Origin of the sequence: Dokdonia sp. Asnod2-E02, assembly GCF_045063915.1 — a bacterium.
GTDB lineage: Bacteria > Bacteroidota > Bacteroidia > Flavobacteriales > Flavobacteriaceae > Dokdonia.
This window is the reverse complement of record NZ_JBEFNX010000005.1, coordinates 2121621-2137397: the sequence shown is the minus strand read 5'-3', so window position 1 is coordinate 2137397 and position 15777 is coordinate 2121621. Positions and strand designations below refer to the sequence as shown.

At 38.9% G+C, this 15777-nt stretch carries 10 protein-coding genes; 5 read left to right on the top strand and 5 right to left on the bottom strand.

The window, feature by feature from the left end; all coding sequences use genetic code 11:
• Positions 1-13 precede the first annotated feature (13 nt).
• Both ACJJVM_RS09655 and ACJJVM_RS09650 read left to right on the top strand, forming a co-directional pair.
• Entirely contained in the window at positions 14-2992 is a 2979-nt protein-coding gene (locus ACJJVM_RS09655; RefSeq protein ID WP_298348831.1) for a SusC/RagA family TonB-linked outer membrane protein, read from the top strand.
• 9 nt (positions 2993-3001) lie between these two features.
• Positions 3002-4324 carry a RagB/SusD family nutrient uptake outer membrane protein gene (locus ACJJVM_RS09650; protein WP_298348834.1) on the top strand — a complete coding sequence of 441 codons (1323 nt, stop codon included), beginning with the start codon at positions 3002-3004 and terminating at the stop codon, positions 4322-4324.
• 140 nt (positions 4325-4464) lie between these two features.
• Here ACJJVM_RS09650 and ACJJVM_RS09645 read toward each other — a convergent pair whose 3' ends face one another.
• From ACJJVM_RS09645 to ACJJVM_RS09630, 4 genes are read right to left on the bottom strand one after another with little or no spacing between them, the layout of a single operon-like run.
• The gene (locus tag ACJJVM_RS09645; RefSeq protein WP_405211541.1) at positions 4465-8010 is read right to left on the bottom strand and encodes an efflux RND transporter permease subunit; all 3546 of its coding nucleotides are present in this window, start codon (positions 8008-8010) and stop codon (positions 4465-4467) included.
• Between the two features lie 3 nt (positions 8011-8013).
• Complete coding sequence (locus ACJJVM_RS09640; protein WP_405212193.1) at positions 8014-9180, bottom strand: efflux RND transporter periplasmic adaptor subunit; 1167 nt, start codon at positions 9178-9180, stop codon at positions 8014-8016.
• A 47-nt stretch (positions 9181-9227) separates the two neighbouring features.
• A complete protein-coding gene (locus ACJJVM_RS09635) occupies positions 9228-10568 on the bottom strand; it encodes a TolC family protein (protein WP_298348844.1) in 1341 nt (446 codons plus the stop codon).
• Positions 10568-11173 carry a TetR/AcrR family transcriptional regulator gene (locus ACJJVM_RS09630; RefSeq protein WP_299151437.1) on the bottom strand — a complete coding sequence of 202 codons (606 nt, stop codon included), beginning with the start codon at positions 11171-11173 and terminating at the stop codon, positions 10568-10570. Before ACJJVM_RS09630 ends, ACJJVM_RS09635 begins: the two co-directional genes overlap by 1 nt.
• A gap of 161 nt (positions 11174-11334) precedes the next feature.
• Between ACJJVM_RS09630 and ACJJVM_RS09625 the strand changes: the two genes are divergently transcribed.
• Positions 11335-12309 carry a polyprenyl synthetase family protein gene (locus ACJJVM_RS09625; protein WP_035325748.1) on the top strand — a complete coding sequence of 325 codons (975 nt, stop codon included), beginning with the start codon at positions 11335-11337 and terminating at the stop codon, positions 12307-12309.
• Positions 12310-12403: 94 nt separating this feature from the next.
• Positions 12404-13831: a CotH kinase family protein gene (locus tag ACJJVM_RS09620; RefSeq protein ID WP_405211540.1), complete on the top strand. Its 1428-nt coding sequence runs from the start codon at positions 12404-12406 to the stop codon at positions 13829-13831.
• A gap of 15 nt (positions 13832-13846) precedes the next feature.
• Here ACJJVM_RS09620 and folK read toward each other — a convergent pair whose 3' ends face one another.
• The gene (gene folK, locus ACJJVM_RS09615; RefSeq protein ID WP_405211539.1) at positions 13847-14965 is read right to left on the bottom strand and encodes a 2-amino-4-hydroxy-6-hydroxymethyldihydropteridine diphosphokinase; all 1119 of its coding nucleotides are present in this window, start codon (positions 14963-14965) and stop codon (positions 13847-13849) included.
• Positions 14966-15061: 96 nt separating this feature from the next.
• Between folK and ACJJVM_RS09610 the strand changes: the two genes are divergently transcribed.
• On the top strand, positions 15062-15775 hold the full coding sequence (locus ACJJVM_RS09610) for a queuosine precursor transporter (protein ID WP_405211538.1): 714 nt from the start codon (positions 15062-15064) through the stop codon (positions 15773-15775).
• The last annotated feature ends 2 nt before the right edge of the window (positions 15776-15777 follow it).

The window sequence follows — 15777 nt, the reverse complement described above, 5'->3', positions numbered from 1 at the left end:
AATCCAAACTTAAATGAAACAAAACCATCCATTACTCAAAATGGTGTTCTTGCTATTATTTTCAATTCCTTGCACATTACTAGCTCAGTCTGTAGTTACGGGAGTTATAAGTGATAGCGGAAACAACCCAATTCCTTTTGTAAATGTTATAGAAAAAGGAACATCAAACGGAACTACATCAGATTTTGACGGAAATTATTCAATAACATTATCTGGTGACTCTGGAACGTTAGAATTTACCTATTTAGGCTACGCAACTCAAGAAATTGCAGTTACTAGTTCACAAACACTTAATGTAACTCTTGAAGAATCTTCTGAATCACTAGATGAAGTTGTAATTTCTGGACTTGCGTCTTCTGTGAAGAGATCTAACGCGGCAAATGCTGTTGCATCAATCTCTGCCGAACAAATTACAGGTACAACACCACCTCCTACTCTAGACGGTGCACTTTATGGCAAATTTGCCGGAGCGCTAGTGAGTCAAAACTCTGGAGCACCTGGTGGAGGACTTTCTATAAAATTACGTGGAGCGACTTCTATACAAGGTAACACACAGCCATTATATATTATAGATGGTGTATATGTAGACAACTCTTCTATCTCTGCAGGTCTTAATGCAGTATCGGCAGCATCGGCTGGAGGTAGTGCTTCAAACCAAGACAACCCAACAAACAGAATAGCAGATATTAACCCAGATGACATACAAAACATCGAGATATTAAAAGGAGCTTCTGCTGCTGCTATTTACGGGTCTCGTGCCGCAGCTGGGGTAGTTATTATTACCACAAAAAAGGGTAAAGCTGGAGAAACACAGTTTAAATTTGGTCAATCCTTCGGATGGACTCAAGTGACTAAACTCTTAGGATTACGTAACTACAACGAGCAGCGTGTAGAAGATAGTTTTGGTCCAGATGCTGTGCCACTTTTTATAGCAGCTAGAGATGAAGGTCGCCTAGTAGATTATGAAGAAGAAATTTTCGGCGAGAAAGGTCTTATAAGTAAAACCAACTTTAGTATGAGTGGTGGTGATACCAAAACTAGATTTTATGCTGGAGTTACACATAGTAATGAAAATGGTATCGTAAAAAATACTGGATATGAAAAAACCTCTCTTAGATTAAATTTAGACCACAGAGCTACAGATTTCTTAAAAGTATCTCTTAACACAAACTACATCAATTCAAAATCTGATCGTGGTTTCTTTAACAATGACAACTCAGGAACAACAATAGGGGTAACTTTAACAGGAACAACACCTTGGCTGGAATTATTTCCAGATGAAAATGGTGTGTATCCAGACAACCCAGCTGGTGCGTCTAACCCTTTACAGACACGCGATAGAGTTACAAATAGAGAAACAGTAGATAGATTTATCATAGGAGCATCTGCAAATCTTGATATTTTTAAGGCTGAAAAGTCAAGTCTAGAATTAATAATGCGCGGTGGACTTGATACTTATGGACAGAAGTCAAGAGCAATCTTCCCTAAAGATTTACAATTTCAACGACCTGAAAATGGTGGTCAAAATGGTGTTGCCGTACAAGGAGACACTCAAAATAGAAACTACAACCTAGCAGCATTTTTAGTTCATAATTATAGAACAGATAATGATCTATCTTTTAGAACTCAAGCGGGTGTTACAAGAGAATATTTTGACAGAAATACACAGCTTATTACGGCTAGCGGACTTGTCGCTTCAGAAACTAATGTTGACCAAGCTGCAAATACAGGTACTAACCAGTTTAGATTACTTCAGGAAGATGCAGGTTTTTTTGTTCAAGAAGAGGTTAACTATCAAGACAAGCTTATAGGAGCTATAGGTCTTAGAGGCGATAAATCTTCAAATAATGGAGATGCAAATAAGTTAAACTATTATCCAAAGGCTTCTCTTGCTGCAAATATCAACAAGTTTGATTTTTGGAAAGAAGATGGCTTTATAAACAAACTTAAGCTTAGAACGGCTTATGGAGAAGCTGGTAACTTTGCTCCTTTTGGTGCATTATTTACCTCATATACTTCATTTTCATCAGACGGGTTACTAGGCATAAGTCTAGTAGGTGTGCGTGGAGATGCTGGATTAAGCCCAGAACGCCAGAAGGAACTTGAATTTGGTACAGATATTACTTTCTTTAATAATAAGGTAGATTTTTCTGCAACTTACTATATCAAAACCGTAGATGATTTAATTCTTAACTCTGCTCTATCACCTTCTTCAGGTTTTACTAGCGAGTTTGTTAATGCAGGTGAATTACAAAATAAAGGTATTGAGCTATCTCTTAACAGTACTATTATCGAGTCAGAAAACTTTATTTGGGATGCTAGTGTAAACTGGTTTAAGAACACTTCAAAAATCACTCGTCTTGATGTAGATCCTTTTAACGTAGGAGCTTTTGGAGCAACATTAGGAACCTTTAGAATCGAGGAAGGGTCAAGTGCTACGCAAATTGTAGGTATAGGCCCTAACCCTGGAGCAAATGGATTCCAAAAGTTTGGAGATTCTGAGCCAGATTTTCAAATGGCGCTTAACAATAGCCTTCAATACAAAGACTTTCAATTATCATTTTTATGGCAATGGAAGAAAGGTGGAGATAACATTAACTTAACCACCCTTCTATCTGATCTTAATGGTACAAGTGCAGATTATGACGACTCTGGTTTAGATCCAACTGGTACGCTTGCCAATGGACCATATAGAGTAAGTCAACTAGGATCATCTGCAGATGTTTTTGTAGAGGATGCATCTTACCTGAGATTACGTGAGGTAGGTTTCTACTACACGCTTCCTTCTGCTACTCTAGAAAACTTTTTAGGCGGTAATATAGACAACATTAAAGTTGGCTTCTCAGGTACTAACCTAATTAACATATTTGACTATAACAGTTATGATCCAGAAGTATCAAACTTTGGTGGTGGCGGTATTTTTACCGGTGTAGAGGTTACACCTTTTCCATCTTCTAAGCGATTCTTATTTAACCTAGCTGTAAACTTTTAATATAAAAAGATGAAAAAATATTTTATAAAAAGCCTACTCGCATTAAGTATTTGCGCCGGGTTTTATTCTTGTGAAGTTCAAGAATATTCAGACTTAAATAACCCTGAGGTTGATGCTTTTGCAGAAAACCTAACAAGGGGTGACTTACAAGATCTCGTAGGAGGGATTTTATACAGCTCAAGAGTTGGGCTTGGCACCTATTATGACGACTGTGGAGTTATAGGAAGAGAATACTATAGATTCTCAAGTTCTGACCCACGTTTTACTAGTGATTTACTAGGTGGTGAGAACTCTGTGCTAGACAATAACACGTTTTATATCACAACACCTTGGTCAGCCCGCTATAGAACTGTAAAAAATGCAAATTTAATATTAGGTTTTCTCGATGCACAAGATCTCTCTGCCATATTTACAGACGAAGAGCTTAGCGCTACAAGAGGATTTCTTAATACAATGATTGCTCACGAGCTACTGCTCAACCTTAATCTTACAGATGAAGGTGGTATACGCATAGATGTAGCAGATGAGACTAACCTAGGACCTATTGTTTCAAAAAGTGAAGCGTTAAGCTTTATAAAATCAACACTAGATGCTGCTGCCTTAGACCTAAGTGCTGGTGGTGATGCCTTTCCATTTATACTTTCTTCTGGCTTTGGAGATTTTGATACTCCAGCAAGCTTTAGCCAAGTAAGTAACGCGCTTGCGGCACGTGTAGCTGCATATCAAGGCGATTTTGCTGGTGTACTATCATCTCTTGAAGATTCATTTTTAACACTAGATAATAATGAATTAGATTTAGGTGTTTATCACAACTTCACTCAAGACCAGACAGATATTCTTAACCCTATGTTTTTTGCTCTCAACTCATCTACTGCTGGCGCGCGTATCGCACAACCATCATTTATTACAGATGCTGAGACAGATGACCAACGTCTTGACAAAGTTGTGCTTAGAGAATCTGCTCTTACTCTAGATGGTCTTACTGGAGAGTATGATGTATTTAGATATACAAGTAACGTAGACCCTATTCCAATCATACGTAAAGAAGAACTACTCTTATTATACGCAGAGGCAAACATTACAATCAATCCTATGGAAGCAGTAACAGCTTTAGATATCATACGTGATAGCGCTGGACTGGACCCTTATGCTGGAGCTATGGACGCTGCTTCTCTTACAGATGAGATGCTTACACAACGTAGGTACTCACTCTATGCAGAAGGACACAGATGGATTGATGTACGTCGTTATAATCGTCTTGATGAGCTCCCTATAGACAGAGCAAATGATGATGTATTCTCTCAATTTCCAATACCGCTTACAGAACTTTAATATAAAGTTATTGAGCAATTCTAAAACACCCTACCTATAGGGTGTTTTTTTATGCTTTCGCGAAAGCGTAATTACCCACAAAAAAAAAGCGCATTCAGCTTATTGCCGAATGCGCTTTTCTACACTCACTAACTAATCAGTTATGCTGCTTCTGGCAGCTCTTTTTCTTCTTCTACTGTTTCTTTACCTCCTCGTATTTTATATTTAATACGATATACTATGTAATATAGCAATGGTACGATAATAAGAGTAAGGAAGGTAGCTATGATTAATCCGTAGATTACTGTCCACGCAAGTGGCCCCCAGAAAATCACGTTATCACCTCCTACATAAATCCCTGCATCAAACTCTTGGAACAATCCAAAGAAGTCAATGTTAATTCCTATTGCAAGCGGTATTAGACCAAGCACTGTTGTGATGGCCGTAAGCAATACTGGGCGTAAACGCGCTCTACCTCCTTCTATTATCAATTCTTGCATTGTCTTTTTATCAAGTAATTGCTTGTCTTCAAGACCTAGCGCCACCTCTTTTCTATCTACTAGCAATTGCGTGTAGTCCAGAAGTACCACCCCATTATTTACTACAATACCGGCAAGTGAGATAATACCCATCATAGTCATTATAATAACGAAAGGCGCTCCACTTATAATAATACCTCCAAAAACTCCTATAAAGCTCAAGAAGATTGCAATCATAATAATGACTGGTTTTGATATAGAGCTAAACTGGAAAATAAGCAAGAAGAAAATTAACGCAAGACCTCCAAAGAAGGCACTTACTAAGAAGTTCATTTCTTTAGCTTGTTCTTCAATTTGCCCTGTGTAGTTTACCTTGATATCCTTAGGCACACCATCAAAGTTTTTCATCTCTTCTTGAATGGCTGCAACTACCACACCCGCATCTGTAAATCCAGCAGCAAGGTTAGAATATACCGTTACTACACGTTTTGAATCTCTGTGCTTGATCGCGCTAAAAGATGATGTATTTTTTGTAGTAGTAACAGCACTCACCGGCACTTCTTTTACTTGCCCAGTTGCTGGGTCTCTAAACGTGATATTCTGATTAAATAAAGCAGATTTGTCATAACGTTGCTCTTCATTAAAGCGCACGTAGATGTCATAATCTTCTCCGTCTTTCTTATATACTCCAGCTTTATCACCAAAGATAGAACGACGCAACTGCATACCCACTTGACCTGTTGCCACACCTAGCTCTCCAGCCTTCTGGCGATCTACGATGACCTCTGTACCTGGTTTACCTCTATTTACATTAATCTTAAGCTCATCTACACCTGGCACGTTACGGCTGTTGATATAGTTACGCATTTGCTCTGCTGCGATAATGAGTTCTTGGTAATCTTTACCTTCTAGCTCGATGTTAATAGGGTATCCTTGTGGTGGTCCTGCAGCATCTTTTTCTACTGTAATCACCACTCCTGGGTACACACCTCTCACGGCATCTTGCACTTTAAAGCGTAGCTCTTCACTATCTGCCTCGTTACGGTACTTGTACTCACGCATCGTTGCCGTAATTTTTGCTTTATGCGGCATCTCGGCAGCACTACCGCCATCTGTTTGAGGATTACCTGCACCCTCACCTACTTGTGATACAGAAGTTTCTACAAGAGCGTTGTAATCTTCGCCCTCTAGATATGCTTCGTCATTAAATACTTTAAAGACGCGTTGCTCTATCTCTTTAGTAATGGCATTTGTTTTCTCGATGGCTGTTCCTTCTGGATACTCGATATACACCGTAATCTGGTTAGGTTTATTATCTGGGAAGAACTCAACAGCTGTGCGTCCTGCCATCATAGAACCAACAAAACCACCCATCGTTAATAACAATAGCAGAAATATAGCAATAACAAATGCAATAGGTCTGTAGCCTCTAATAGACCACCCTAAGAAGTTTTTGTACACCTTCTCAAGCCACGTAAGGAAACGCTGCTGAAAAACATCGGCGGCACCTTTAAGTAGGTATTTGTAGATCCACATAAAGATAATAGTCGCTAGTACTAGACTTCCTAGACCGCGTATGCTTCCACCTAAAAATAATATCATTAACCCAATAGGCAACATAATGAGTGATGTGCGTATGAGAAATTTTCGCGAAAGCGCCTTCTCCTCTGTATTCATAAACTGTGATACGAGCATCGAGTTTATAAATATTGCCACAAATAATGATGAACCTAGCACCACAGATAATGTGATAGGGAAGTAAATCATAAACTGTCCCATAATACCTGGCCATAATCCTAACGGTACAAAGGCTGCTACGGTTGTAAGTGTAGAAATGATAATAGGGAAAGCAATCTCTCCGATACCTTTTTTGGCCGCTTCTATGCGTCCCATACCTTCTTCATCCATAAGGCGGTATACGTTTTCTACTACCACAATACCGTTATCTACAAGCATACCTAGTCCCATAATGAGGGCAAAAAGTATCATTGTATTCATCGTATAACCCATTAAATTAAGGATCATAAAACTCATAAACATAGACATAGGGATTGCAAAACCTACAAAGAGTGCATTTTTAAACCCTAAGAAAAACATAAGTACACCTACCACAAGTATAATCCCGAAGATAATATTGTTTACTAGGTCATTTACTTGGTTTTCTGTTTTGGCACTCTGGTCATTTGCTGTACGTACGACTACATCTGGAGGAAAGACCTCTGCCGTGGCGTTTTCGATAATCTCGTTGATTTGCTCAACAGCTTCAATCATATTTTCGCCAGAACGTTTCTTTACATCTAGCATTACCACTGTCTCGCTTATCTCCTCATCATCTACGGTGTCTCCATCATAAAGCGTAAGGTCACGCGCATAAGTAGTTTTATCTTCTTCTGTAAATGATACCGTTGCGATATCCTTTAGGTATATCGCTCCATTTTCTGATTTGATCACAAAGTCTTCAAGCTCTTCTGGGCTTTGAATCTCTCCTATAACGCGTATGTTACGACGCTGCCCACTGCTTATAAGGTTACCTGCAGAGAGGGTCATATTCTCATTGCCTATAGAAGCAAGTATGTCGTTAAAACTTACTTGTGCAGCAATCATTTTATACACATCTACCGCTACTTCTACCTCGCGTTCTTGAGCACCACGTATGGTAGCTTCCTTGATTTCTTTAAGGCTCTCTATCTCATCTTGCAGGTACTCTGCATACTCCTTGAGCTTTATAGTAGGGTAGTTACCAGATACGTTTACATTAAGAATAGGTGTCTCTTCTGAGATACTTAGGTCAAAAACATTAGGCTCTACCTTTGCGTTGTTAAACGTAGGCCAGTCCTCATTTGCAGTTTCTGAGTCTACCTCATCCTTAACACGTTGCTTTGCAACTTGTACATCTACGTCTTCTTTAAACTCTACTGTGATGATCGCATAATCTTCTTGTGAGGTAGATAATACTTCTACCACGTCAGAAAGATTCTGCAGTTTATCTTCTAGAGGGTCTACTATGAGACGTTCTATATCTTCGGCAGTGTTACCTGGGTAAGGTGCAGAGATATAAATTTTAGTCTCATTAATTTCTGGAAAGTTCTCACGAGCCATCCCTAGATAGGCTCCCATTCCTAAGGCAAGAAACAGCGCCATAAGAACGTAAATAATCGTAGGATTATCTATCGCCCAACTTGAAATCGCAAACTCCTTGTTTACATTTTTCTTTTTCTTATCTGTCATCGCTTAGTATGTTAAGATTTTTACTGGCTGGTTATCTTTTACAGATCTCGCACCTTCTACAATGATTTTATCTCCTACTTCTAGACCAGATAGTACTTCTATGTTAGGTCCTTGTGATTTACCTGTGGTGATGATTTTTTGTTGTGCTACCATTTCGTCCGCTTTCGCGAAAGCGGTATACACAAATTGCTCACCAGCTGCATTTTCATTAATCACATTGAGAGGGATTAAAATTGCACTTTCTGCCGTGTAATCGTTGATAGAAAGTCTCGCTGTAAGATTAGGTTTTACCTTTCCATCCTTATTAGGAACGTCTACTTCTATTGCAAAACTTCTATTTGATGGCTTGATATAATTACCCGTCTGGCGCACGGTAGTCTCTACAGACTCTCCTAGTACTGGGAATTCTACTTTTACCTTTTTACCAGCAGTTACTGTAGGCAGGTAGCTTTCTGGAATCTCTGCTGCTACATACATATTATCAAGATTTACGATTCTGAATAATGCCATACCTGGGGCAACCACTGTACCTTGGTCTGTAATCACCTCATCTATTACTCCAGAAAATGGAGCTGTAACCGTTGTTTTACCCAACTGACTTCTAATCTGGCTCACCATATTTTGTGATGACTCATATTGTGTTTTTGCCTGTAGGTATTGTATTTCTGATCCTATTTTTTGATCCCAAAGACGTTGCTGGCGCTCAAAAGTAGTCTTTGCAAGTGCTAGTTGAGATTCCATTTGCGCTACTTGACTGCTTAGACCTCCGTCATCTATACGAGCCAGTGTTTGCCCTTTACGCACGCGCTGTCCTTCTTTTACAACTACACGAGATAAGGTACCTTGATACTCTGGGTAGATAAGTACATTTTGCTTAGTCTCTACATTACCTTGCACCTCTATAAAGTGATTAAACAAGGTGTCTTTTACCGTCATTGTGGTAATAAGAACCTCTTTTTTCTCTCTAGGATTCTTTTCTTCTAGCACCTTTTCTATTTGTGCTAGTTGATCATTAGTAGCCGTGATCTCTTCCTTAAGTGCTTTTTGTTTTGCCTGTAACTCCTCTACAGATCCAGACTCTAGAAGGGCTTCTACAGATTTTACGTTACTGTCTCCACCGCAAGAAGCTAGCGCGATACTTAAGATGGCAAGTGTGATATATTTTTTCATCATTGTAATATTACTGATTGGTACTATTTGGATTCTCTTTTTAAAAACTAGTTGTTTGTATAGTTAGGCACATTAAGAATAGTCTCAAGCTCTGCTTTTGTGGTTACAATTTGTAGCATTGCCTGTATTAATTCTTGCTGCACTTGGTAAAGCTGTGTTTGTGCTTGTCTTAAATCAAAACTCGTACTAAGCCCTTCTCTAAACTTTACTTGGTTTTTATTTTCAATGCGCTCTGCAAGTTTGATATTCTTCAGCGCAGTGTTGTAGTTATCTATCGCAAGCTCGTGATCACTTTTTGCAGATGCATAAGCAAGTTTTATCTGTTGCTCTGTCTCCTCTCTTTGTGTTGCTGCTTGATCTAGCGCAATCTCTGCCTGCGCTGTTCTTGCATTACGCATACCAGAACTAAAAATAGGGATGTTAAGCTGGAACCCAGTAATAGACTGTGCAAACCACTTCTCATCACTATCAAAAAAGTTAAACTCGTTACGCCCTGCAAAGGTTCCTACGTTTATAAACGCTCCTAGTGTAGGTAAGGCCTTGCTCTTTTCTAGCTTAAGCTCTAGTGCTCTTTGCTCATTAAGATTATTTACAATCTTATAGTCTACATTTTGCTCAATGTTAACCGTATCATTAAGTAATCCTAGTGCAGGAACAGCAAGTGACTCTAGGCTATCTTTAAGAACCGTCTCCTCATCTACCCCTACACCTATTGCGAGGTTAAACATTTGCTTTGCAATCACCACCATACGCTTTGCATTTGCACGCTGGTTTTGAAGCGACAAATAAGTGATTTGTAACTGCTCTACATCTTCCTCTTCTGCAAAACCATTTTCAAAAATGAGTTTTGTTTCCTTAAGGTTATCTTCAAGGTTTGCAATGTTTCGATCTAAAATCGCCACACTTTCTTGTGCAAGTAGCACACCGCCGTAAGCGTTTATGACTCCTTTGCGCACTTCGAGTTGTGTTTTTTCATTTGCATTTTTAGAATAGTCTAGAAACGTCTTTGCAGCTTGTAGACCCACAAGATATGACCCATCAAAAATAAGCTGACTCAATGTAGCGGTGGCAGTAGCATTTTGCTGTGTTCCAAAAACTACGGGTATAAAAGTACCTGGTTCTCCTCCAGTAAACTCGGCTGGTATAAGCTGTGTAGGCTGCTTGATTTGATAATTATAATCTAGACTTGCGCTTACCTGTGGTAACCCACTCGCCGTGGTCTCCCACTTTTGCTTTATAGCCTTTGCGATATCACGACGGCTATTTATTGCTGTGTAGTTGCTATCTAGAGCAAAAGTCACAGCCTCTTCTACAGTAAAACTTCTGGTCTGTGCGGTCACACCTACACTAGCAAGAAGCATTACAGCTATATATAATCTCTGTATCATTAGTTATGGTTAGATTTAATAAGTTTATTTAAAATTTCTCTACCCTTAGGGGTTACAATACCGCGTATGTGATACTCTAGATACATATCGTGTAAGTCTCCTACAGGAAAAGCAGATCTAGGGAAAATCGTCTCATCTTTAATACCTGTCATACCGGTGAAGTAAATGTTTACCACAAACGGCACACTTATTTCACTAATAAAAAGTCCTTGCTCTATACCTCTAAGCACATTTCTAGTCACACAGCTCTGCATATAGTCGTACTGACTCTTTCTAAGGGTCTGGTGTATCTTAGGGTAATATTTTTGAAGTTGATACATAGAAGAAGTACGCTCTCCGTTTATATGCTCAAGTACATATTTCTTTATGTCGTGTAACTCTTCAATAGGATTTAATTCTTCATCAAGTATCCCATCTATACCTCCACACACAGAATTAAACATATTAAGTGCGCAGGCAGAGACAATAGCCTCCTTATTAGCATAATAACTGTACACCGTCTTTTTAGACATTCCCATCTCACGGGCAATATCATCCATAGTAATGCTCTTAAATCCTTGATTTAAAAACAGTTCGGTGGCGGTTTTTAATAATTGTTCTTTCATAGTCAAGGCGCAAAGATACGCAGGAAACTTTTTAAGTTTTTAAAGTTTCCGTTAACTTTAGTTAAAATTTAACAACTGTAAGTTTTTACTGTGCGCTTTCGCGAAAGCGTAATAGGGCATAATCTCCTTTTATCACTTATTTTTACAAAAAATTGCCATTTATGCACAGCATACCAGAATACACATCTATATTTTTAGAATACCTCAACAAGCACGCGCTAGAGAAGGAACCTAAAAATCTTTATGAGCCTATTAATTACATCTTACAACTAGGTGGTAAAAGATTGCGTCCAGTACTTACACTTATGGCGTGTGAGCTTTTTGAAAAAGACTATAAGGATGCACTAGATGCAGCGCTGGCAGTAGAGATTTTTCATAACTTCTCTCTAGTGCACGATGATATTATGGATGATGCACCCTTGAGACGCGGGGAAGAAACGGTGCACGAGAAGTGGGATATTAATACGGGTATTCTTTCTGGTGATGCAATGCTTATACGTGCATACCAGCTTTTTGAAAATTATGAGGGAGCCACCTTTAAGGAGCTAGCAAAACTGTTTTCAAAAACAGCAATAGAGGTTTGTGAGGGACAACAGTATGATGTAGATTTTGAGACGCGTGACGATGTGACCATCCCAGAATATATGAAGATGATTGAGTATAAAACTGCTGTTCTCGTAGGTGCTGCACTTAAAATGGGAGCTATTGTGGCTGGCGCATCAAAGAGTTGTCAAGAAGGTATTTATAACTACGGGCGTGATCTTGGGCTGGCTTTTCAACTACAAGATGATTATCTAGATGCCTTTGGCGATCCAGAGAGTTTTGGAAAGCAAGTAGGTGGCGATATTATAGAAAACAAAAAAACATTTTTATACCTCACTGCCCTAGCAAATTCTAACAAGGATGATGCACAACAGCTAGAGCACTTTTTCTCTATCTCACCGGCAGATCCTACAGATAAAATAGAGACGGTAAAGCAACAATTTCTGGACTCAGGTGCCGCAAAAGCAACCGAAGAAGAAATAGCTAAGTATACTCAAAAGGCGTTTACCGCACTTGATAATGTAGACATCTCAGAAGATAAAAAGGAAACGCTCAGGCTTTTTGGGCAAGGGCTTATGAAGCGCACATACTAGCGAGCACACACCTTTTACAAGCAGTCCCCACGTAAACTTTTAACTAAGAGTTTATTATGGCACTCCGTTTGCTTAAATTTACGAGAACTAATTAATGTTACTCGTGAAGTACTTTCTATTTATTTTATTTGCCGCAATGAGCTTGTCTAGCTGTGCTCAAACTACCTGGCATAGTGAGCAACTTGCTATAGATGACTCGTTACAGATTGCCGTCATACAGATACCAGAAAATAGAAAGCTATCACAAACAGAGGTTTTCTCACTGGGTAATAATTCATACACGCTTACCCTACATAGCACAGACTCCATATACAGCACAACTCACACCCTCAAGCTTAATAACAACACCTATAAAGCTTACATAACATCCCTACCGCTTATTACTATAAACGCCTCGCAAGAAATTGTAAATGAGCCTAAACGTATGTGTCGCATTGGGTATGCAGATGAGGAAATCACATTTACAAGTTATGCCGGTATTGAGCTACGAGGTAGCAGTTCGCTTGTTTTTAAGAAGAAAACCTATGACCTCAACTTTTACAAAGACAGTCTAGGTTTTGAAAACCAAGACTACAAGCTGGCTGGAATGCGCTCTGATGATGACTGGATTCTGGATGGACTTTATAACGAGCCCTTACGTATGCGCTCTTTTATCTCACTTAATCTCTGGAATGATATCTACACACCACATTATCTAGATAAAGAACCTAAGGCAAAGGCTGGTGCGACCGCGGCTTATAGTGAGGTGTTTATAAATGGTCGCTACAAAGGTCTTTTCTTACTTCAGGAGCAGGTAGATCGCAAGCTAGTTAAGATAAAGAAAAACAAAGGCGATACCGTACGTGGTGAGATCTTTCAAGGGGCACGCTACCTTGGGGCCAGTTCCTTTGATTCTATACCTCCTGCAAAGAATTTTTTAGCCAGCTGGGGTGGTTATGATATAAAATACCCATCGCCTTCTAATGCGCCTTGGGACAATGTATATCCTTTTACAGACTTTGTAGTTAATAGTGATGATGACGCTTTCGCGAAAGCGATCTCAAAACAATTTGTACTTGACAATGCTATAGATTACTTCTTATATATAAATGCCCTACGTGCACCAGATAATCTAGGAAAAAACCTCTACCTAATACGTTATGATGCTGGAGCGCCCTACTTTTATGCTCCTTGGGATCTGGACGGAACACTAGGAACCATCTACAGCGGAAAGCGTATTAATACCACAAATGACTTTTTAAGCAACGGACTATTAAGAAGGCTTATCGCCACAGATGCAGATGATTTTATTGCACGTTTTCAAGCGCGATGGCTCACCTTACGACAAGGAGTTTTAAGCGAAGAGCAGTTGCTCAAAAAACAAATGGACACTTATAACTCACTAAAAGAACAGAAGGTTTACGAGAGAGAAGCGCTCATATGGGACACGTTTATTTATGAGGAAGAAGGCATTACATATATGCAAGAATGGACAAAAAAGCGCCTTGCCTTTTTGGACAAATACATTAGTGATTTAAAATAACAAGCGACTGTAAAACTAAGCAGTAAAGGAGTTAATCACCTTCAAAAAGTCTTCGCGGTTTTTTACAAAATCAAGATCTGAGATGTCTATAATCTTTACATTAAGATTATGCTGTCCCTTTATAAAATCTAGATACCCTTGATTGATTTTTTCTAGATACTCTGGAGCAATACTTTTCTCATAACTACGGCCACGCTTCTTTATATTTTTAAGCAAACGCTCCGTATTTTGATATAAGTACACGTACAAGTCTGGTTGTGGCATATCTTTATACATCATCTCGTGGAGACGCTTGTACAGCACATACTCTTCTTCTTGTAATGTAACTTGTGCAAAGATGAGCGATTTATATCGATCATAATCTGCACACATAAAGTCTTTAAACAAATCAAACTGACCAATATCATCAAGCAATTGCTGATAGCGATCTGCTAGAAAAGACATTTCTAGAGGAAAGGCAAACCTATCTGGGTCTTTATAAAATTTAGGTAAAAATGCATTGTCTTTAAATCGCTCTAAAATGAGCTTTGCATTAAACTCCTCAGAGATCATTGTAGCTAGACTTGTTTTACCAGCGCCTATATTACCTTCTATCGCTATATAATTGTAACCACCTAGATCTATACTGTCTTGTGGCTTCTTGAGCCACTTTGCTTGCTTTGTTAATGAGCTATCATCTTCACAGGCTTCTAGCAGCTCTGTAAAAGACTTATTAAAAACAGGAGCTACATCTTCTGCACTTATATCTACGAGCGGCTGCAATACAAAACGACGCTTGAGCATATGCTCGTGCGGTATGGTTAACCGCTCTGTTTGCTTTACAACATCGTCATATAGTAATATGTCTATATCGATATATCGTGATTGATATCCTTCTCCTTCTGTTTTATCTCTACCTAATAACTTTTCTATAGCTTGCGTTGCATCTAAGAGCTTACTTGCAGATAGTGATGTTTCCATCTTTACAGCACAGTTATGAAAATCTGCTCCCTCAAAACCCCAAGCTGGGCTTTGATACACTGGTGAGATTTTGCGCACACGACCTACACGCTCAAAAAGCAATTGAATTGCATTATTGAGTGCCTCGTACGTATTACCTTGATTACTGCCTAATGATAAGTATATAGTATGCAATGAGATAGCTGTTCTAAGTTGGGCTTAAGATTTCACAACAAATTAAGGAAATCAAAATCACAATGCCCTAATTTTGAAATTGAAGTTATTAAGAAAATGAATCAAATCTCTAGTCACTTAAATTCAAAGGACTTACAACTAGCCTATCGCATCTATTTTACACTAGGTGCTCTTTTTATATGTGCCCTGGTGGTATCTAACCTTATATTTCAAAAATTCTTTAGCTGGGACTTTTTTGGCATTTATACTTTTGAGATTTCTGTAGGGATACTTCCCTACCCTATCACCTTTCTTATTACAGATATTGTAAGCGAGATTTACGGCAAAAAAAAAGCAAACCAGATGGTCACTGCTGGCATTTTTGCTTCTCTATTTTCACTACTCATCGTTTATGTGGCAAAAGTAGTTCCTGCGACTAGCTGGTCGCCTGTAAGTGATAGTCTCTTTACCACCGTATTTGGTGCTACGGCGCTGGCGGTTTTTGCAAGTATGATGGCATACTTACTTGCACAATATGTAGACATACACATTTATCATTTTTGGAAACGAGTAACCAAGGGCAAACACCTCTGGCTCAGAAATAACTTCTCCACCTTTTTATCACAATTTATAGATACGGCAAGTGTGCTTTTGCTCTTGTGCGCTTTTGGGTTAATAGAATGGGATTTATTTGGCGGACTATTATTAGGTGGATTCTTATTTAAAATTCTCGTAGCGGCATTCGACACACCGTTCCTTTATCTAGGTGTATGGTTATTTAAGAAGCGTTTTAACCTTGAAGAAGGAGAAGAGATTAAGCTCCCTGTTTAAAC

What these genes read in the sequence shown, in the direction of transcription:
- ACJJVM_RS09630 (WP_299151437.1), bottom strand. Translation starts at nt 11,173, where the DNA reads ATGAAAGAACAATTATTAAAAACCGCCACCGAACTGTTTTTAAATCAA.
- ACJJVM_RS09620 (WP_405211540.1), top strand. Translation starts at nt 12,404, where the DNA reads ATGTTACTCGTGAAGTACTTTCTATTTATTTTATTTGCCGCAATGAGC.
- ACJJVM_RS09635 (WP_298348844.1), bottom strand. Translation starts at nt 10,568, where the DNA reads ATGATACAGAGATTATATATAGCTGTAATGCTTCTTGCTAGTGTAGGT.
- ACJJVM_RS09625 (WP_035325748.1), top strand. Translation starts at nt 11,335, where the DNA reads ATGCACAGCATACCAGAATACACATCTATATTTTTAGAATACCTCAAC.
- ACJJVM_RS09640 (WP_405212193.1), bottom strand. Translation starts at nt 9,180, where the DNA reads ATGAAAAAATATATCACACTTGCCATCTTAAGTATCGCGCTAGCTTCT.
- ACJJVM_RS09650 (WP_298348834.1), top strand. Translation starts at nt 3,002, where the DNA reads ATGAAAAAATATTTTATAAAAAGCCTACTCGCATTAAGTATTTGCGCC.
- ACJJVM_RS09645 (WP_405211541.1), bottom strand. Translation starts at nt 8,010, where the DNA reads ATGACAGATAAGAAAAAGAAAAATGTAAACAAGGAGTTTGCGATTTCA.
- ACJJVM_RS09655 (WP_298348831.1), top strand. Translation starts at nt 14, where the DNA reads ATGAAACAAAACCATCCATTACTCAAAATGGTGTTCTTGCTATTATTT.
- ACJJVM_RS09610 (WP_405211538.1), top strand. Translation starts at nt 15,062, where the DNA reads ATGAATCAAATCTCTAGTCACTTAAATTCAAAGGACTTACAACTAGCC.